At 40.3% G+C, this 17591-nt stretch carries 19 protein-coding genes; 6 read left to right on the forward strand and 13 right to left on the reverse strand.

The window, feature by feature from the left end:
• Positions 1 to 10 precede the first annotated feature (10 nt).
• From N179_RS10035 to N179_RS10060, 6 genes are read left to right on the forward strand one after another with little or no spacing between them, the layout of a single operon-like run.
• Positions 11 to 301 carry an EscU/YscU/HrcU family type III secretion system export apparatus switch protein gene (locus N179_RS10035; RefSeq protein WP_053454192.1) on the forward strand — a complete coding sequence of 97 codons (291 nt, stop codon included), beginning with the start codon at positions 11 to 13 and terminating at the stop codon, positions 299 to 301.
• Positions 298 to 690 (forward strand): flagellar export chaperone FliS, encoded by a 393-nt coding sequence (locus N179_RS10040; protein WP_023469252.1) that lies wholly within the window; start codon positions 298 to 300, stop codon positions 688 to 690. Before N179_RS10035 ends, N179_RS10040 begins: the two co-directional genes overlap by 4 nt.
• Positions 687 to 1574, forward strand: coding sequence for a flagellin N-terminal helical domain-containing protein (locus tag N179_RS10045; RefSeq protein WP_023469253.1), 888 nt, complete (start codon positions 687 to 689; stop codon positions 1572 to 1574). The genes N179_RS10040 and N179_RS10045 overlap by 4 nt, the downstream gene beginning before the upstream one ends.
• Positions 1575 to 1590: 16 nt before the next feature.
• Positions 1591 to 2031, forward strand: coding sequence for a YaaR family protein (locus tag N179_RS10050; RefSeq protein ID WP_023469254.1), 441 nt, complete (start codon positions 1591 to 1593; stop codon positions 2029 to 2031).
• A gap of 24 nt (positions 2032 to 2055) precedes the next feature.
• Positions 2056 to 2724 (forward strand): DUF2225 domain-containing protein, encoded by a 669-nt coding sequence (locus N179_RS10055; protein WP_023469255.1) that lies wholly within the window; start codon positions 2056 to 2058, stop codon positions 2722 to 2724.
• Between the two features lie 28 nt (positions 2725 to 2752).
• Positions 2753 to 4486, forward strand: a complete 1734-nt coding sequence (locus N179_RS10060; RefSeq protein ID WP_023469256.1) for a GGDEF domain-containing protein — start codon at positions 2753 to 2755, stop codon at positions 4484 to 4486.
• A 38-nt stretch (positions 4487 to 4524) separates the two neighbouring features.
• Here the strand turns inward: N179_RS10060 and N179_RS17050 are convergent, their stop codons facing one another.
• From N179_RS17050 to N179_RS10120, 13 genes are all read right to left on the reverse strand, one after another.
• A complete protein-coding gene (locus N179_RS17050; RefSeq protein WP_023469257.1) occupies positions 4525 to 4701 on the reverse strand; it encodes a hypothetical protein in 177 nt (58 codons plus the stop codon).
• A gap of 27 nt (positions 4702 to 4728) precedes the next feature.
• Positions 4729 to 5115: a hypothetical protein gene (locus tag N179_RS10065; protein WP_235515938.1), complete on the reverse strand. Its 387-nt coding sequence runs from the start codon at positions 5113 to 5115 to the stop codon at positions 4729 to 4731.
• The gene (gene fliS / locus N179_RS10070; RefSeq protein WP_023469259.1) at positions 5079 to 5447 is read right to left on the reverse strand and encodes a flagellar export chaperone FliS; all 369 of its coding nucleotides are present in this window, start codon (positions 5445 to 5447) and stop codon (positions 5079 to 5081) included. The genes N179_RS10065 and fliS overlap by 37 nt, the downstream gene beginning before the upstream one ends.
• Before the next feature lie 12 nt (positions 5448 to 5459).
• Positions 5460 to 7112, reverse strand: a complete 1653-nt coding sequence (gene fliD, locus N179_RS10075) for a flagellar filament capping protein FliD (RefSeq protein ID WP_055968961.1) — start codon at positions 7110 to 7112, stop codon at positions 5460 to 5462.
• Positions 7113 to 7133: 21 nt separating this feature from the next.
• A complete protein-coding gene (locus N179_RS10080) occupies positions 7134 to 7490 on the reverse strand; it encodes a flagellar protein FlaG (RefSeq protein WP_055968964.1) in 357 nt (118 codons plus the stop codon).
• Positions 7491 to 7626: 136 nt separating this feature from the next.
• The gene (gene pseI / locus N179_RS10085; protein ID WP_055968968.1) at positions 7627 to 8661 is read right to left on the reverse strand and encodes a pseudaminic acid synthase; all 1035 of its coding nucleotides are present in this window, start codon (positions 8659 to 8661) and stop codon (positions 7627 to 7629) included.
• A gap of 5 nt (positions 8662 to 8666) precedes the next feature.
• Positions 8667 to 10115, reverse strand: coding sequence for a bifunctional UDP-2,4-diacetamido-2,4,6-trideoxy-beta-L-altropyranose hydrolase/GNAT family N-acetyltransferase (locus N179_RS10090; RefSeq protein ID WP_055968971.1), 1449 nt, complete (start codon positions 10113 to 10115; stop codon positions 8667 to 8669).
• A 7-nt stretch (positions 10116 to 10122) separates the two neighbouring features.
• Positions 10123 to 10866, reverse strand: coding sequence for a cytidylyltransferase domain-containing protein (locus N179_RS10095; RefSeq protein WP_055968974.1), 744 nt, complete (start codon positions 10864 to 10866; stop codon positions 10123 to 10125).
• 9 nt (positions 10867 to 10875) lie between these two features.
• Positions 10876 to 12057, reverse strand: coding sequence for a UDP-4-amino-4,6-dideoxy-N-acetyl-beta-L-altrosamine transaminase (gene pseC, locus N179_RS10100; RefSeq protein ID WP_055968977.1), 1182 nt, complete (start codon positions 12055 to 12057; stop codon positions 10876 to 10878).
• Between the two features lie 16 nt (positions 12058 to 12073).
• Positions 12074 to 13042, reverse strand: coding sequence for a UDP-N-acetylglucosamine 4,6-dehydratase (inverting) (pseB, locus tag N179_RS10105; RefSeq protein WP_055968980.1), 969 nt, complete (start codon positions 13040 to 13042; stop codon positions 12074 to 12076).
• 50 nt (positions 13043 to 13092) lie between these two features.
• Complete coding sequence (locus N179_RS10110; RefSeq protein ID WP_055968983.1) at positions 13093 to 15003, reverse strand: motility associated factor glycosyltransferase family protein; 1911 nt, start codon at positions 15001 to 15003, stop codon at positions 13093 to 13095.
• A 144-nt stretch (positions 15004 to 15147) separates the two neighbouring features.
• Positions 15148 to 15966, reverse strand: coding sequence for a flagellin N-terminal helical domain-containing protein (locus N179_RS10115; RefSeq protein ID WP_055968986.1), 819 nt, complete (start codon positions 15964 to 15966; stop codon positions 15148 to 15150).
• 215 nt (positions 15967 to 16181) lie between these two features.
• Positions 16182 to 17465 carry a methyl-accepting chemotaxis protein gene (locus N179_RS10120; RefSeq protein ID WP_055968989.1) on the reverse strand — a complete coding sequence of 428 codons (1284 nt, stop codon included), beginning with the start codon at positions 17463 to 17465 and terminating at the stop codon, positions 16182 to 16184.
• Between the last annotated feature and the right edge of the window lie 126 nt (positions 17466 to 17591).

Genomic DNA, 17591 nt, shown 5'->3' on the forward strand with positions numbered 1-17591 from the left:
GGAGGAAGCCATGTACCAGAAAATCGATTTGAAGCACCGAAAATCTGCTGCCGTTCTGCGTTACGATGAAGCGTCCGGACAAGCACCTGTCGTTGTCGCCCGCGCGACAGGACAAGCGGCAGACCGGATCTTACAGGAAGCTCGAGCCAACGGAATCGCTGTCGAACACGATACCTCATTACTCGGTCACCTGCTCGATCTCGACCTCGGGACCGCGATTCCACCGCAACTCTATGACGTCATGGCAGAACTCCTCTTATTGATCGAAGAACTGGACCACGCGAAAGGACGACAGACATGACAGAACAAGAACTGTATCAGATGACCCCACAACAATTGACGGAAAAAATGTTACAAGGACTCGTCTTTCAGTATGAACAGGCGATCACGGCGATTGAAGCAAAAGCGTTTGATCACATGAATGAACGTCTTCAAAAAGCCTATGCGCTACTGACGAAGCTCTCAGAAGGACTGCATGACGACGGCGGAATTATCACGTCTCAACTCGAAGCGTTGTACTTCTACCTCGGTCAACAGACACTGCTTGCTTACACAGAACATCACGTGCTCACAGAAGCACTTTTTCTTGCTGAAGAACTGCTGGTTACATGGCAAGCAGCAAGTACAAATAAGCGCCCGCTCGCTCGGGCAGCCCATCATGCAGGATATGAAAGGATGGCATACGAATGAAAATCTCAAACAATGTCCAAGCACTAAAGGCGTATCGTAACCTGACGGCGAATCAATTGAGTATTAAGACGACGATGGACAAACTATCGAGTGGACAAAAAATCAATCGGGCTGCGGACGATGCAGCTGGTCTCGCTCTTTCTGAAAAGATGAGGAATCGCTTGCAAGCCCTCGATAAAGCGGAACAGAACGTCCTTGACGGAATCTCGATGGTACAAACGTTAGAAGGTGGTATGACTGAAACACATAGTCTCTTGCAACGGATGCGCGAACTTGCCGTCCAAGCAAGTAACGGAACACTTGCTCCTGAAGACCGTTCTTCACTTCAATCAGAAATTGACCAGTTGACGAATGAAGTGACGCGCATCGCGAAGACGACTCAGTTCAACGGAAAAGATATTTTGACGGGTGACTTCAGTGAAGGAAAGAATGCTATCTTCATTCAATCGAATGCTGGTGCAAATGAAGGAATTTCAATCACTGTAGAAGACATGCGTGCATTATCACTTGGAATCAGTACCACAGTACGCCCTTCACCAACAAGTGCACAGCTATCAGAGACAAGTGGTTCGATAGAATACTCACTGAGTGTAATGACTCGTGAAAGTGCTGATTCAGCTATTTCTTTATACACCAAAGCGATTGATAGTGTCTCCAATCAACGAGCAAAACTTGGGGCTATCCAAAATCGCTTCGAAGCAACAAACTCCGTCCTCGGAATAAGTCGTGAAAATCTGACAGCATCTGAGTCGCGAATTCGCGATACCGATATGGCACAAGAAATGATGGAGTATGCAAAATATAATATCCTCAACCAATCCGGTATGGCCATGATTGCGCAAGCGAACGCGTTACCACAAGGCGTCTTGCAACTACTCAACTAAGAAGGGAGTGTCAGTTATGGACATTCGCCGCATTCAAGAAACCCAACGGCTCCAGGTAGCTCGGTCCGGTACTCGGGAAGTCGAGGCATCGACGACCTTCTCTGCCTTAATGCAGGATAAACGAGAACATAAAGGTTATGAACGTCTTCAGCAAAAGTTACTGCTTGTTGAAGAACATGGTCAACTCCTCGCTGAGAGTCATACGATCGAAAACCTAGAGAGCTACAAGGAGAAGATCAAGGACTTCCTGAAGGATGCACTGGATCAGTCACAACAACTAGAAGAGAAACGCGGCTTCAATCGTCGCGGACGAACAAAAATCTATAAAGTCGTCGAACAAGTCGATACGAAACTATTGCAATTGACGGACACCGTCTTATCCGGAGAATCAAGACGACTTGATATTTTAGATCAAGTCGGTGAAATCAAAGGCATGCTTGTCAACGTCTTTGTCTAATCCGACAACACGAGGAGATTATCCATGCCTGAGTTATATTCAAAAAAATGTAAGTGTACGTATTGCTTAAAAGAAACAGAGACGAAGCGTGTCTTGTCGCGTCATATTCGGGTCGAGCGAACGGATTTTGATAGTTTCGTCCATTACCAAGGATCGAACCCCTACCTGTACGAACCGATTCAGTGCTCCCACTGCCGCTTCATCTTTCATGAGTCGTTTGAAAAGTTGCGGACGGACGTGCGTCAGACGCTCGAAGAGCAAATCTTGCCGACGCTCCCAGTGTTACCGTTCGCAGCCACAGAACGAACGATTGAACAAGCTTTACAGTTGTATAAATTAGCACTCTATACCGCCCAAGTAACGGGACAAAAAGAAGCGATTCTTGCCATGCTCGGCGTCCGGATCGCTTGGATGTACCGGATACTCGGTGACGAAGCACAAGAATTGCAGTGGATGGAACGATCGGTCACAAAGTACGAAGCCCTGTATCTCAACTATACCGATGCGGTTCGTACCGGCATTCCCCACGATGTCCTGTTATTACGCATCAGTGATTTGTATGCTGTCTTAAAACGGACAGATGATGCAAAACAATGGTATGGTCTCATCTTCCAAAGTAAGATCGTGTCGGACCGGACAAAAAAAGAAGCACGGGAACATTGGGAATTGTACCGTGAAACACATAACGTCTAACGAAACTACATAAAAAGGAGGATCACGCATGCGACACATGTCTCGCGTCCAGTGGTATGTCATCGTTACCTACATTGCCATTCTCGGATCAAGCTGGTTTCATGCTGGTCCGATTTTTGCTGTCTTCAGTACGATTGCTGGACTCCTCTACTGCTCATGGGTAGCTCGTTCGTCCGGTACGTTACCGATTATCCGGCGAGCAATCGAGTGGTTCACGATCGGTATCACCTTGAACTTTGCCTTCAGCTTCTTACCAACTGCCTGGCATCCACCGGAGCTCGATACCGTCGTCAACCTGACGATTACCGGCTTTTTTATCCTGACGGCACGGACATTCGCGAAACAGATTAATTGGACGACGGTCCGGCGCTTACCGCTTCTTTACGTCGACGGGATTTTACTCTTCGGTATGACATTCGTCTTCGGCTATACGATCATCTTACGGTATATACCGGATATTGCTCGTTCTTCCATTGAACTCGTTGGGATGAGCGGTTTTGCACTTAGCTTCATTGCACAACTGTTCTTTTTCTTCTTACTTTATACGACCGGCTTACACAATAAATCGCATCGGTTACTGATTCAATCGATGCTGTTGTTCATCTTTGCAATTTTCGGTTACTATACGTTTTTCATCCGGAATCAGCTCGACATCGCCAGCTGGTTCTTCCCGTTGTATCCGGTCAGCTTATACGGTCTCTTGCAGTATTATCGAAAAACACACTCGCCCGAAGCCTCTGAACGATGGACAATCTCGTATCTTCCCTACCTCAGTCTCTTAATCGTCGTCGGTGGGATCTCGTATGTGTCGATCCCATCTACCATCTACTGGAGTAGTCTCATTGGTCTCTTCTCGCTCTTTTTCGTACGCCAATTTTTCTCCGAGCGTCAAAACACACGACTCTTGCGTGAGTTGGGCCTCTCGGAAAATGAGTTGTTGCAACGCGTCAACGAAAAAACGGAGCGCCTTGAACTGCGAAAGGAAGAGTACCGACGGCTATTTTTGAATCATCCGTACCCAATCGTTCGGATGGATGCCAACGGTCATGAAAAAGCGATGAATCCGATTGCGGAACAGTACTTTCCTGCCGGACAGCTTCCGGATCAACTGATGGAACAGATCGTTCCGATCAGTTGGCAAGGAACACCAATCGAACATCAACTAATGCAACTCGACGACGGGCGCGCTTTTGAAGTGACCGTCATTTCGATTCCGCGCGAGCATGACTTCTACATCATCTTAGCGGACCGAACACATGCTTTGACAGAAGAACGGATGCTACGTTCGCTCGGATACCAGGACGCGCTCACTGGATTACCGAATCGTCGTTACTTCGAGGAAGTTCTATCAAATGAATTACCACATTGGCAAGAAGGATCGTTATTGTTCATCGACTTAGATGGCTTTAAAGACATCAATGATCAGTTCGGTCATGACGCGGGGGACTTCGTTCTACAAGAGACCGCAAGACGGCTAGAAGCGGACCTACAGGAAGCGGAGATGGCAGCACGGCTTGGCGGTGACGAATTCATCGTCTTCTTGCATCGGAATCGAGCGGACACGATCCATTACGCAGAAAGTATTCTCAAGCATCTGAATGAGGTATTTCTTTATCAAGCGCAGACGATGCACGTCACGCCTTCGATCGGGATCGCACGTTACCCGGAAGATGGAACGACGACGAGTCTTCTACTGATTCGTGCTGACGAAGCGATGTACACCGTTAAACAAGCAGACAAAAATGCCTATCGCTTCAAATAAAAAGAACGGAATCCGCAGATTCCGTTCTTTTTATCGTGTCATGATTCACGGCGATACTTTTCTTCCTCATACACATCCGGTTGTTCCGAAATCGGACGCTCGAGCGCTTCCCACGATTCGGTCTCGACATCCGGTTCAATGAACTGATCATACGAACCGTCCGATTGGAAATAGGTTTGTGGGACACGGCGTTTACCCTGCTCTTGTTTCTTCACGAAAGATTCCTCCCTCACGCAAAAACATTACTGACGCGAATCAAAATACGGTGAAATCGTACCCTCGACCTCTTCATAGGGGTCAACATAAGACCGACGATTTGTTTGTTTCTTTCGAATGTGACCTAATTGTAATCCTAATTTAGCTGTTTCAGCAGATAATTTCAAGTCAATTTGTCGACTATCATCAACTAGCTCCTGAATGATCGTTTGATTGGCTTCAGCCAACAAGTTAGAATGTGCTGCAATAAACGCTTCGCGTTCATCAAGTAAATGTTGAATCTTACTGATCCAGTCATCATAACTTTCATCGTTAGGTTTTTGATCAAGTAATTCCATTAGTCGTTTCGTCTTGAGGCGAAGCGGATCAAGCGGGCTCATCGTTGCTTCGCGAGTTTCATCGCTTCTTTCCAAGTCTCACGGAATTCTTCTGCAAATCCAATGACTTCATCAATCGCAACGATATCATTCTTGATATTCGCATCGATTAATCGTACTTGCATATAATCGTATAAAGCATTTAAATCTTTTGACAGTGCAATCGACTGATTAAGCGTCAATTGAAGTTCACTGATGATCGCTTGCGCCTTTTGAATATTTGTATTTTTTTGTTCAATCATTCCTTGTTCAATTGCTTGCTTTGAAAGCATCGAAAATTTAATCAACCCTTCGTATAACATAAGCGTTAAATCTTGAGGTAACGCAGTAGTTACTGAGTTTGTTTGATAGGATGCGTATGGGTTCATCTAATTCTCTCCTTACTGTCCTAAATAGGAAGCTAACGATGCAGATTGGCTATTCGCCTGATTCATTGCTTTCTCCATAGCTGCAAAACGACGATAATATGAATTTTCTTTAGTGGTCAACATATCATTTAATCTTTTAATTCGTGAATCCATTTCAGTCATTTCACGTCCCATGGAATACGTAGGAGATCCAGCCCCTTCGAAACCAGCAATACGTGTAATATTAGTTCGTGCGTCAGCAGCTGCATCGCGTATTTGAGGAAGTAGACCTTTTTCTGGATTCGTAAATAATTGATAAACCTCTTCAGGATTGCGTTCAATCGCAGCTTTCAATTTTTCTTCATCTAATTCAATTTTGCCGCCATTCGTAAAATCAGCACCTGTCGCTAAACCGATTTGATACAGTTGGCTCGCTTCTTTACTGTTTGTCGTTGCTGTAGATGAAGTCCATTTTCCTCTTAACGAGTCCATGGCACCTCGAACGATCGTATCACTTTTGAGCATGCCACTCATTGCTTTCTCTTCCCATTTTTTTATCTCGTCTTCAGACAGTTCATCTCTTTGGGCTTTTGTTAAAGGCGTAAAGGTACGATAGCGCTCTTCACGTGTTTTCTTGTTCATCAAATCAATCGTTTCATTATACTTATCAACGAAACCTTTGATATTATCAAAAATCTTTTGAGTATCAGTCGCTGAAGATAAATTTACTGCCTTTCCATCTGTAAATGCTGATTTCAGTGAAATCGTCAGATTATCGATGGTGAAGGTATTTGATGATTGAATTAAATCAATACCATTGACCTTCACTAATGCATCTTTTCCAGCAGTATTCGATGGTAAATTGAATAATGTTTTCGAGGCACTATCCGTGAATTCAATAATTGAAGAAGACCCTGTCGACTTCCCAGTAATGGATATTTTTCCTGATGCCTCATCAAAGAACGCACTGACACCCGTTTTAGCTCCGTTTAAAGCACTAATCACATCTTTAAATGTAGCACCTTGATCAAGAAAAACAGTTTGTGGCTGTCCCGTAGAAGAAGTACGCAATTGTATTTGATACCCAGCTTCATACTGAACAGTTGCTCCTTCCGGAATAACGACTCCATCATCAAATGTTATTTTCCCAGTCGAAGCATCAAATGTATGAGCAAGTGTTAACGTATTACCATCCTTATCCTTAAAAGAAGGAGCATTGTTTGGTAAAGGCTTAATGGTAATCTCCTTTGCCGAAGTAGATAATACCTGACTTCTTTTTCCGACATCCAATCCTAGTGTAGAAACTGCTGTCGTATTTTTAACAGCACTTCCTCCATTACTCACTGTTGCTACATGCGATGGTGATGTTGCTAATTGTGTGACAGAATCAATTGAGATAGCGGTATTTCCACTAGATGGTCCACTGACGACCGTAGCTTTACTTTCATCTGAAGAAGTCGCCTTTTTAGCATAAAAGTTACGACTAAATATCAAATCAACTGCACTACTACGCAAAGTCAAGAGAGAGCGGTTAATTTCACGATAAGCATCTCGTTTCCATTCCGTCACTTGCTTTTTCTGCTCTAAGCGATCGACTGGCACACGCTCCGCCTGCATTAACTGCTTGATTACACTATCAGTATCAATCCCACTTGCTAAACCACCGAATCGAATAGGTGATGACATAGTACTCCTCCTTTTGATGTGTTAAATTCGTTGATCAAAAAGATGATTGAATTCCATGAAAGCAGCAAAAAAATCCAATGACTTCTTGCTAGGAATCTCACGAATCACTTCATTTTTTGAATCAACAATTTGAATATAGTAATCGTTTAATTTTTCATGTTTTACGAATTTCAATCCAGTACGTTGCTGTTCCAATACGCTATTCGCTTTTTCCACAGCTGTTTCTAGTTTTGTAATATGCTGTGGAGTAGGCAACACGACGACTCCTTCTTCAGCGAGTCGATCCTGATTTGCCTCAACGAACACATTTTTAGTTTGTTCATAAGGTAAAACGGAAGACGGCAAATGGAGCCTTACTTCAGATAAGGTCGGATTCATAGATTTCTCCCTCACGTTTTTATTCTCATGTTTTATATCGACCAAAAAGTATTTTTTTTAGTTTTCTTTTTTGTTCTCTAAATCGTTAAAAATAAAAAAGAGGTAAAACATACCTCTTAAAAAATATTAATTCTATTTAATTTATTTGATCCCATTGAAGAGGAGTTCCACGTTCGATATCATATCGCGCTGTTTTTCCCATGATAGAAATCATATACTTAGGGGGTAATCCATGTCCCGGTCGAATTGATTTCACATGCTCTTTTGTAAAAGTTTCGCCTGCTTTTATATCTTTTACGACAAAAAGAGATCGTGAAAAATTACGATTTTTCACCTTTTTTTCATTTAGTTGGTAGTCTATTTTCCCTAATGATGCTTCTGCATCACGCACAGCATCAACCATTGCCTTAAACTCTTGTGGATCAAGAGAAAACGAAGCATCTGGTCCTCCGATTGCTTTATCAAGAATAAAATGCTTTTCAATTACTTTAGCACCTAATGTCGTCGCAACAACTGGTGCTATGATCCCTAATGTATGATCAGACAATCCGACTTCCACATCAAATGTTGCTTTCATGTTCTGCATAGTTTTTAAATTCGCTTCTTCAATTTTAGCAGGATAAGACGAAGTACATTTTAATAAAATAATTTCTTCATTACCAGCTCGTTTGCAAGCAGCTATCGCCTCGTCAATTTCTTGCATCGTCGCAATACCAGTCGAGATGATGACTGGTTTTTGTTTAGAAGCAACATATTCAATAAGAGGTACATCCGTAATTTCAAACGATGCAATTTTATATGCGGGCACGTTGAGACTTTCTAAAAAATCTACGGCAGAAGAATCAAAAGGACTTGAAAAACAAATAATTCCTATCTCTTTGGCATAATCCATTAACTCCTTATGCCATTCCCATGGCGTGTACGCTTCTTTATATAAATCGTACAGCGTTCTTCCGTCCCAAATCGTTCCTTGATTTAATTGAAAATATTGATTAGAGCAATCAATCGTGATTGTATCGGGTGTGTATGTTTGTAATTTAATCGCATCTGCTCCTGCTTCTTTCGCTGCCATCATTGTCTTTTTTGCAATTTGAATGTCATTTCCATGATTTGCAGATAGTTCAGCAATGATAAATACGCCATTTGAAATATCTTTATTCGCAATCTTCATTAGTCTTATCCCCTAATCTCGTACGTATATTGAGAAGCACCATTTAAAATTGATTGTGCAAATGATCGTTTGAAACCAACTCTTTCAAAAGTTTTTATAGATGCTTTGTTTTCATCTGAAATCCAAGCAAATACTTGTGAAACATTAGGAAATTTTTGCTGGAGGTAATCTATACTTTGGTAAATGAGAGTTTTGCTTAATCCTTTACCTAAAATAGATTGAGCTAGACTAATACTAATTGTTGCTGATTTATCATTAATTTCATATCTTATTTGACCTACTAATTGATCAAACTCGTCAATAACTACTAAAAACAAATGAGTTTTAGAATTTATTGTTTCTTTGAACCACTGGATATGAGATTCCCATTCAATTGGTCGAGCATTCAAAGAATATTTTCGAACATACTCTTGATTAGATAGTTCAAAAACAAAAGCACAATCGCTTTCTTTCGCAGTTCTAATACTTAGTCGATGACTAGTTACTTCTTCGTAACATAAAGCATTAATAATTCGTTCTGAACCTAGTCCATCTATCAATCCATCTAGTCGTTCCATGATTTTTTTACGAAATGGTATCGAAAACATCCGCTGCAATTCTATCTCAAATTTCTCAGAAAATTTTTCCTCTTCCCAACAAAGTATCGTTTGAATGAGTTGTTTATTTCTTAATGAGCTTAGATTTCCTCTTTGATTATCTGCAATTTGTATCGGAATGAACGGTGTAGAGGTTGCAATCAATTCGTAAATAGTTTGCCCGGCTGCAGTAATTGCAAAATCCGAAGCAATCATTAATTTTTGCATTTCGTGACTCGATAAATAATTATGTAAAACGATATTCCTATATTCCTGAATCAATCCTTCTCCGAAATGCGACGAATCTAAATTCCCTAACACAATATTAATTTTACATTCCGGATCAATTTCGTTGATTTTTTTTAATATCGTTCGAATTAATTCTATTTGATTCGTTCCACCCATCGTTAATAGAATTTCATTAGTCTTCTGAACATGCTTTTTGTTGGCAATTGATTTATAAGCGTCTCTTAATATAATGTATTTGCTACCTATTAGCAGATCTCTAGTTTCTTTTGTAGCTTGAAGAGAGGCTCGTACAACAATTCCTTTAGGATATTCAATTCTTGACATATCGTCTAGGTATAATACTTTTTTTGAATGTTCACTAACGAATTGACAGACTTGTTTTGAAGCAATATATGAATCCACAATATAATGAACAGATGTTTGAATATTATTTCTTAGATATTCGAAAGAAGTCCAATCAACAATGGAATAATTTCGATTCTGTAAAATATCGATATTAAGAAGTTCACTATTAATAATCATTTCGACATCAATTTTCCTTTTTACTAATTCATCATATAGTGAACTGCACCTCGAAAGATGTCCATAACCAGTTTTCTTTCCTCCCTCAGTCAGAATTACGACCTTCATTTCCATCTCATCCTTTTGATTTAATTTCTTTTTGTTGAATATGCATATTAATATCATTCAACTTCTTTTCTTGCTTAAAAACATCTAAAATATCATTTAGATAGAAGTCGTGTTTTCCATAATAAAGCCGTTCATAGATTTCGTTAATTAGTTTAAAATCTTCTGGAGTATCTAATGTCCATCTGAACATAGAGTAGTTAACTGGATTCTTCAGCAATTCTACTTTTGAAATATGTTCGTACATAAATGGTGTTACATGTTCACGTTGGTAATCAAAATCGGCTTTCTCAAAAGCCTGTTGTAATGCTTGGAAAGAAAAAATTTCTGCATCTAATCCCCTAGGAAAAGTCCTATCTTCGATTTTTTTACCAACATTCGTAGCGATTTCGCAATTTGATTCATGATATTTACGGACTAATTCATTCAAAACAATAGGATCAACTAAAGGGCAATCCGAAGTAATCCTAACGATATGATCAGCATCACTTGATACTGCAGCTTGGTAGTAACGTTCTAGTACGTTTTCAGAACTTCCACGAAATACCTTTACCCCATAACGTTTAGCTTCTACTTCCACTACATCATCTTCTTTTAAAATTGTAGTTGCTACAATAATTTCATCTATTTCTCTCGCTTGTTGTACGCGTTCAATCACATGATTCAAAACCGTCTTCTCTTTTAACTTCATCATGATTTTTCCAGGTAATCGTGTTGATCCCATTCTCGCTTGAATGATTGCTACTGTTTTCATCAGGTCTCTTCACTTTCTATAATGATTCAGAATTTTTATAACTGCGGTAATGACATCATTAATATCATCTACACTCATTTTAGGAAAAAGTGGCAGTGTCAAAATTTCTTCGTATAATTTCTCAGCAACTGGATATGTCTCTTTACCGTATCCAAGTTGCTGATAGTAAGGCATCTTGTGAACAGGGATATAATGAACGTTGACACCGATATTTTCTTTCATCAGCTCTTCGTAGATCACTTTTCTAGAAACTTTCATTTTTTCTGATTGAAGTCGAATAATGTATAAATGCCAACTTGAATCACCGTCAGGATGTTGAGCAGGAATACGAATCTCATCCCTACTTTCAAATGCTTCATTATATAAAGAAACATAATGTTTTCTCCTCGATAAGAAGCGATCTATCTTTTTTAATTGATTTGCTCCAAGAGCTGCTTGTATATCTGTCATTCGATAATTGAAACCTAAAGACTGCATTTCATAGTACCAAGGACCATGAGGTTCGGTCATTAACTGCTGATCTTTGATAATGCCATGTGAACGGAATTGTAATAATTTTTGATAATAGACGTCATCGTTAGTCGTAATAACACCACCCTCACCCGACGTGATGTGCTTTACCGGATGGAAGCTAAACATCGTCATATCACTTAATCCACCAATGCGCTTCTTTTTATACGAAGCACCTAACGCATGTGCAGCATCTTCAATAACGACTAAATTGTGTTCTTGAGCGAGACGATGAATTTCATCCAACTCAGCTGGTTGTCCAGTAAAATGGACTGGAATGATTGCTTTCGTTTTTGATGTGATTTTTTCTTCAATTTGCTTAGGATCTATATTGTAGGTACTATCATCGATATCAGCAAATACTGGAGTTCCTCCCTGATAGAGTACACAATTCGCACTGGCAGCGAACGTCATAGGGGTCGTAATAACTTCATCCCCTTCTTGAATTCCTGCGGCAAAGCATGCGCCATGTAAAGCTGCCGTTCCATTTGAAAAAGAAACTGCATACTTTGCTCCGACGTAATTAGCAACTGCTTCTTCAAACTCCAATATGGCAGGTCCTGTTGTCAAAAAATCACTTTTTAATATCTTTACGACAGCCTCGATATCATCATCTTCAATCCATTGTCTACCATAAGGTAAAAATGTATCTCTTACTGGTACTTGGCTCACTGTAAACATCTCCTCATCAAGCTATTCAGTCTGTCACTAGTGCCCGTAGATCTTCTACACTCAACCAGTCATCGTTCACATTACTTATGTAAGTAAAACCTTCTGGAAGAGATGTGCCTCCATTCATATGTTCATTACTCCACCATGGGAATTCTGGTTGAATTACAAAATGGTCCGCATATTCTAGTGTATGGCGAGCATCATCTTCGGTAATCATTGCCTCATGCAATTTTTCTCCAGGTCGAATACCTACGATTTCAGTAGTACATTCCGGCGCAATCGCTTTAGCTAAATCGAGAATATTCATACTTGGGATTTTAGGAATGAAGATTTCTCCACCTTTCATTCGTTCTAAGCTATCAATCACGAATTGTACACCTTGATCTAAAGTGATCCAAAAGCGTGTCATGCGCTCGTCTGTAACCGGAATGACCGTCGCCCCATCCTCTTTCAATTTTTTAAAGAACGGTACCACACTACCTCGACTACCAACTACATTTCCATAGCGAACTACAGAAAAGCGAGTTTCTTTATCTCCAGCATATGAATTTCCCGCAACGAACAATTTATCAGAAGCTAATTTCGTCGCACCATATAGGTTGATTGGACTCGCCGCTTTATCTGTACTTAAAGCAATGACCTTTTTTACACCGCGATCAATAGCAGCTTCTATGATATTCTGTGCTCCATGAATATTTGTCTTAACTGCCTCAAATGGATTATATTCGCATGCTCCGACATGTTTTAACGCTGCCGCATGGATAACAATATCGACGCCATCAAAAGCACGATATAAGCGATCCTTGTCTCGAACATCTCCGATGAAAAAACGAACTCTCGGATCCGTAAATTCTTGAGCCATTTCATACTGCTTTAATTCATCACGACTAAAGACAATGACTTTTTTTACGTTTTGTTTAAGTACTGATGCTATAAACCTTTTACCAAATGAACCTGTTCCACCCGTAACTAATATCGTCTGATTCGTAAACATTTTTAAATTCTTCCTCTCTCATGCAAAAATGCATCAGTTAAATATTTTTGTTACCTTATCGTTTCTACGCATGTTTGCTTAATGGTATAAAGTTGATTTTCTAGTTCTTGAATCGATTCAACCATCCGTGACAAAATAGAAAGACGCATTGCACTTGTCCGATTATATCGATTATGAATTTTTATTTTGTTTTGAATGATTAACAAATTAACTAGTTGCAGCGGCATTATATGTGTACGGAAAAAAGGAGCTTCAATCATCGCATCCCAATCAAGTAGTATTTTTTCAAATTCATCTACGGTTACTGCTTTTTTATACATGGTACGCTTCAATCGTTTTTCAAGTGTTTGTAAGCGTTCTAAAATACTATCTAATAATTCTTGAACATATTGGATTGATGCGTCTAGTTCTAAAATATTCTTGTTATCCACTTTTTTTAGGTTGCGTTTTTTGATTAAATTTGTTTGTAATGATTTAAGTGATTGATAGGGTACACCTTCAATAAGGGCACCTTTTTCCGCATAGTTAACTAATTTTTCTGATAAGCCACAGTTTAATTTGATTAAAGCTTGATATCCACTTAAAAATCCAAATAAGATTGGTGTCGTCTTTCCCATCTGACCATTATTTAAAGGAACATCGTATAACGTTTCATGCATTTGGCCATCTGTAGAAGAAACCTGTTTAACAGAAGCACTATAATATTCGCCTTTCCTTAATGCTAAATCCTGTCCAATTAATCCAATAGAATCAAATCCTAAATAATTTGCAAAGGCAACTGCTGCTAATGCCACAGTAGGGTAAGAGGTAAATGATGTTTTTGAATACGCCAACAATTCTTGTGATATTTGTGAATCTGCATATGGAATCAACAGCCCTTTTGCGCGTTGTGGTATCTGATGGTTTACTTGTAACGAATAAACTAATGGGACATCTAATTCAATGTCTTTAAAGAAGTGAGCATTTGCTTCTCCTGCATCAATCGAAACTACAAAATCAGGACGAATTCCATGTTCATACAATACTTTTACCGTCTGACCAATCGCAATAATGTAATATGCGTTCTGTGCTTGTTTAAGATATGGAATAGCTTCTTCTAATGAAGGTCCCCCTGCGATCATCAAAGCATTACTTCCTATATATTGATGTTTCAAACAGCTAACATCTAAAATATAATCTGATTTTCCACTTAAGTACTTAGCATTTCGAAACGATTCTTGATACCAACTTTCTGTATATACTTTTCGTGTCGTTAAATTGATTAAGCTTTCTCCCAAATAGTTTCTAACCAATTTTAAAAGTTCAAGCAATACTTGGGTATCTTTGTAAAGAGGATGTTTGATGACTTCCGTTTTCAAACCAACAAAGGATTGAAACTTTGATTGCAATAACATCTTACTATCGTCTTTTGAATCAAGAAACGATAGTACCATATCGGTTTTCACATTTGAAGGTAAGTTGAATGGATCGATTGTAAGAACATGATAACTTTTTAACAACTCTTTATGAATCATTCCACTTCCATATCCTAAAAGAATGATTGCTTCTGTATCATCATTAATTTCTAATTGTAATTGCTTTAAAGTTGACGTTGTTTCATTTATAAAGTAATAACTGTCGTCATGTTGCTTCACAAGAGCCATTTCATTCTCGTGATATCGAAACGGATAGACGATTTGCTTCTGATGTTCAACTGCTAATAACGATTCGTATTCTGTAATTAATAATTGTAAATTATCGTAGACTACATTAGCATACAATGATTGATTATTTTTCTTTATAGATCGAAGCTCCAACATATTTTCCGCCGTTCTAATACCATTAGAATGAATCTTTTCCCCAAACAGCCGAATCATTTCAACAATTTCGTCGAATAAATCCCATTCTTTGTTTTCACCAAGTACGGAAATCTGATTCGAAATCTCTCGAAGTTCTTTTACTATGTTATGTAATTGTGACATAATTAACTCCTTTATTTTTAAAAAATATATCCATATATAGTATACATTTTCAATGTATGAATATCGATAAACTAACAATTTTACAAAAAAAGAGAGACAGACGAAATGTCTGCCCCCTCTTTTTTAAACGGATCAAAGTTATGATTAACGTAACAACTGAAGTACAGCTTGTGGCTGTTGGTTCGCTTGAGCAAGCATAGCTTGAGCAGCTTGGTTCAAAATGTTGTTTTTCGTGAAACTCATCATCTCTTTTGCCATGTCTACGTCACGTACACGAGATTCAGCAGCTTGAAGATTTTCAGATCCAACATTTAAGTTGTTAATTGTGTGTTCAAGGCGGTTTTGAGTCGCCCCAAGTTTTGAACGCTCAGAAGATACTTTTTCAATCGCAGTGTTGACTGTAGTAATAGCGCCATCAGCACCAGCTTGAGTAGAAATATCAACTCCTTGTACACCTAAACCAGTCGCTGTCATATTTGAAATTTTTAATTCGATATTTTGAGTAGCATTAGCACCAATGTGGAATTTAAGTCCGTTTGCTGAGAAACCGCCGCTCATCAATGTTTTTGTGTTGAACTCTGTATTGTTTGCAATCCGTGAAACTTCACTTGTGAGTTCTGCTACCTCTTTTTGAAGCTCAGCACGGTCTTCATTTGTGTTCGTATCGTTTGATGATTGAACTGAAAGTTCACGCATCCGTTGAAGGATCGAGTGTGTTTCATTCAATGCGCCTTCAGCTGTTTGAATGAGTGAGATTCCATCTTGTGCGTTACGTGAAGCTTGATCCAAACCACGAATCTGACCGCGCATTTTTTCAGAGATCGCAAGACCTGCTGCATCATCTCCAGCACGGTTGATACGGAGACCAGAAGAAAGTTTCTCCATTGATTTACCAGAGTTAACTGTGTTAGCACCCATGTTACGGTGTGCGTTCATTGCATTAAGGTTGTGATTGATAATCATTGTAATTTCCCTCCATAGGATAAGTTTTTTGTCTCTTTGAAGATCCGTCTTCTCCGAGATGTGCCCCCTGGCCGGCCCAAGGGCGACACGGTAGAATTAGTCGATGACTGCTTCCACCCTATATATCGTCGTCCCTCCGAAATGTTTAATGCTTTTTTCAAAAAAATCCAAAAAAAATCGTACATCCTGTTTTAGGATGCACGATTTCTCATCAATCAAAGACGCGTCGCGCCTGTTTCTTCCTGTAATTGCTCCGCTACCGCAACTAGTTCTTCCATCGCGCCGTTGACTTCACCGAGCGAAGCTGCTTGATGGCTTGACGCTTGTAGGACTTGCTCCGCGTGTTTTGATGCTTCCTCGACCATCGCGAGGATATTCGCTGTCGTTAGACCGACTTGATCAATCTCTTGATCCGATTTGACGACGAGTTGGTCGACCGATTTCACGCGTGAGTAGACATGCTCCGTCGAGTGATGGATCTCTTCGAATGACGAACCGGCCTGCTCGACGAGCCCGACACCTGTTGCGACTTCATTTTGGACATCCGTCATCGCATTCGCTGTATCATTGACGAGACGTTTGACGCCTGAAATCAAATCCGTAATTTCTTTTGCTGATGTTGCCGTTTGTTCTGCGAGCTTCTTCACTTCTGCTGCAACGACAGCAAAACCACGACCTGCTTCACCCGCACGAGCCGCTTCGATCGAAGCATTCAAGCTGAGTAAGTTCGTCTGAGCAGAAATATCACTGATGACGTCCGTAATGCGTGAGATTTCACCTGTCATATCCGTCAATCGACCGTTGAGCGTCGCTGACTGCTCCATCTTCTTCGAAATCATATGCATCGCTTCGACCGAATCCGTCGCGAGGGTTTTCCCGTTCTGCGCTTCCGTCTGCATGACTGTCGCTGATTTCAACGCTTCGTTCATTTCTGCTGCGACTTCATCCATCGTCCGCTTGACCGCACCGAGTGCATCCATCGATAGGTAAGCTTGATCGACGTTTTCGTTCATTTTGGCGGATAGTTCTGCCATCGCTGAACGAATGCTTTCGCCAGACGCGTTACCTTCTTGAACAGCCGCTGCGATTTCTTGCGCTGAAGCCGTCAGTTTATCGCTTGAGCTCCCCATCTGTGTTGCTTGTTTGCGGATATGTAAGACCATTACTTCAAGCTCATGCATGAGCTGATCGACTTCATCTCCACGTTTCGCTTCTTCAAAGTCAACGTCGAAGTTGCCGTTTGCGACTTCGCGTGCTGTCTCGGTCGCCTTTTCAATCGCTTTGATTGGCTGACGGAGAATGAGTTGTGTCAACGTCGTTCCGATCAAGGAGAGGAGAAGACCGATACCCGCCCCAATCCAGATCGCATTCGTATCCGCGACATCAAGCCCACGGTGTAGATATAAGACGAGTTGTGCTGAGATACCACTTGTGATGGCTGAGATCACCAATACCCAAAAGAACAATCGTAACTTCAAGTTTCTTCGAAATCTTTTCATAACTGCGACTTCCCTTCTTGGTTCTTCTTTTCACCGTTCTCTCTATCGGCTGATGATGAAAGCGGTTTTAGTGAATTGACCTGATTTCAGAATAAAATTACCAAATCTCTCCCATGCAAAAATCCT

Source organism: Exiguobacterium indicum HHS 31 (assembly GCF_001939065.1).
Classification (GTDB): Bacteria; Bacillota; Bacilli; order Exiguobacteriales; family Exiguobacteriaceae; genus Exiguobacterium_A; species Exiguobacterium_A indicum.

Excerpts from the sequence above, each read along its gene's own strand:
- N179_RS10035 (WP_053454192.1), top strand. The coding sequence starts at position 11 with ATGTACCAGAAAATCGATTTGAAGCACCGAAAATCTGCTGCCGTTCTG.
- N179_RS10040 (WP_023469252.1), top strand. The coding sequence starts at position 298 with ATGACAGAACAAGAACTGTATCAGATGACCCCACAACAATTGACGGAA.
- N179_RS10045 (WP_023469253.1), top strand. The coding sequence starts at position 687 with ATGAAAATCTCAAACAATGTCCAAGCACTAAAGGCGTATCGTAACCTG.
- N179_RS10050 (WP_023469254.1), top strand. The coding sequence starts at position 1,591 with ATGGACATTCGCCGCATTCAAGAAACCCAACGGCTCCAGGTAGCTCGG.
- N179_RS10055 (WP_023469255.1), top strand. The coding sequence starts at position 2,056 with ATGCCTGAGTTATATTCAAAAAAATGTAAGTGTACGTATTGCTTAAAA.
- N179_RS10060 (WP_023469256.1), top strand. The coding sequence starts at position 2,753 with ATGCGACACATGTCTCGCGTCCAGTGGTATGTCATCGTTACCTACATT.
- fliS (WP_023469259.1), bottom strand. The coding sequence starts at position 5,447 with ATGAACCCATACGCATCCTATCAAACAAACTCAGTAACTACTGCGTTA.
- fliD (WP_055968961.1), bottom strand. The coding sequence starts at position 7,112 with ATGTCATCACCTATTCGATTCGGTGGTTTAGCAAGTGGGATTGATACT.
- N179_RS10080 (WP_055968964.1), bottom strand. The coding sequence starts at position 7,490 with ATGAATCCGACCTTATCTGAAGTAAGGCTCCATTTGCCGTCTTCCGTT.
- pseI (WP_055968968.1), bottom strand. The coding sequence starts at position 8,661 with ATGAAGATTGCGAATAAAGATATTTCAAATGGCGTATTTATCATTGCT.
- N179_RS10090 (WP_055968971.1), bottom strand. The coding sequence starts at position 10,115 with ATGAAGGTCGTAATTCTGACTGAGGGAGGAAAGAAAACTGGTTATGGA.
- N179_RS10095 (WP_055968974.1), bottom strand. The coding sequence starts at position 10,866 with ATGAAAACAGTAGCAATCATTCAAGCGAGAATGGGATCAACACGATTA.
- pseC (WP_055968977.1), bottom strand. The coding sequence starts at position 12,057 with ATGTTTACAGTGAGCCAAGTACCAGTAAGAGATACATTTTTACCTTAT.
- pseB (WP_055968980.1), bottom strand. The coding sequence starts at position 13,042 with ATGTTTACGAATCAGACGATATTAGTTACGGGTGGAACAGGTTCATTT.
- N179_RS10110 (WP_055968983.1), bottom strand. The coding sequence starts at position 15,003 with ATGTCACAATTACATAACATAGTAAAAGAACTTCGAGAGATTTCGAAT.
- N179_RS10115 (WP_055968986.1), bottom strand. The coding sequence starts at position 15,966 with ATGATTATCAATCACAACCTTAATGCAATGAACGCACACCGTAACATG.
- N179_RS10120 (WP_055968989.1), bottom strand. The coding sequence starts at position 17,465 with ATGAAAAGATTTCGAAGAAACTTGAAGTTACGATTGTTCTTTTGGGTA.